At 73.4% G+C, this 674-nt stretch carries 1 protein-coding gene; it reads left to right on the forward strand.

Annotated elements, in window-relative coordinates; genetic code table 11:
• On the forward strand, positions 1-632 hold a 632-nt coding region (locus VR44_RS38460; RefSeq protein ID WP_045952326.1), incomplete at its 5' end, for an AfsR/SARP family transcriptional regulator.
• Positions 633-674: the final 42 nt, after the last annotated feature.

Below are 674 nucleotides of genomic sequence, written 5' to 3' on the forward strand. Positions count from 1 at the left end.
CGTACATCCTCCAGCTGCGCCGGCGGCTCGGCACGGCCATGGGGCCAGGCCGGCCGGGGGCCGCGAAGGAGGTCCTGACGACCCGGCACGGCGGGTACCTGCTCCAGGTGCCGCCCGGGGCCGTCGACGTGAACGTGTACGAGGAGCTCGTCGCCCGAGGACAGGCCGCCTTCGACGGCGGTGACGACGAGGGCGCGGCCGGGCTGCTGCGCGAGGCGCTCGCGCTGTGGCAGGGGCCCGCGCTGGTCGACGTACGGGTGGGGCCGGTCCTGGAGATCGAGGTGATGCGGCTGGAGGAGAGCCGGCTCGTCACCGTCGAGCGGAGGATCGACGCCGACCTGCGGCTCGGGCGGCACGCCGAACTCCTCGCCGAGCTCACCGAACTGGGCGCGCGGTACGCGCAGCACGAGGGGCTGCACTCGCAGCTGATGGTGGCGCTGTACCGGTCCGGGCGGCAGGCGAGCGCGCTGGACGTGTACCGGCGGCTGCGCGGGCGGCTGATCGGGGAGCTGGGGGTCGAGCCGTCGCCGCAGCTCCAGCGGCTGCACCAGGCGATGCTCAAGACGGACCCCGCGCTGGACGTGGTGGCCGGGCCCAAGCGGGGGTCGACCTTCGACCTCTACGCGGCGTAGCGGGAAGAAACCTTTCGGATTTCCTCCGGGAACGTGTCACAT

The sequence above is a fragment of the Streptomyces katrae genome, assembly GCF_000966975.1.
Classification (GTDB): domain Bacteria; phylum Actinomycetota; class Actinomycetes; order Streptomycetales; family Streptomycetaceae; genus Streptomyces; species Streptomyces katrae.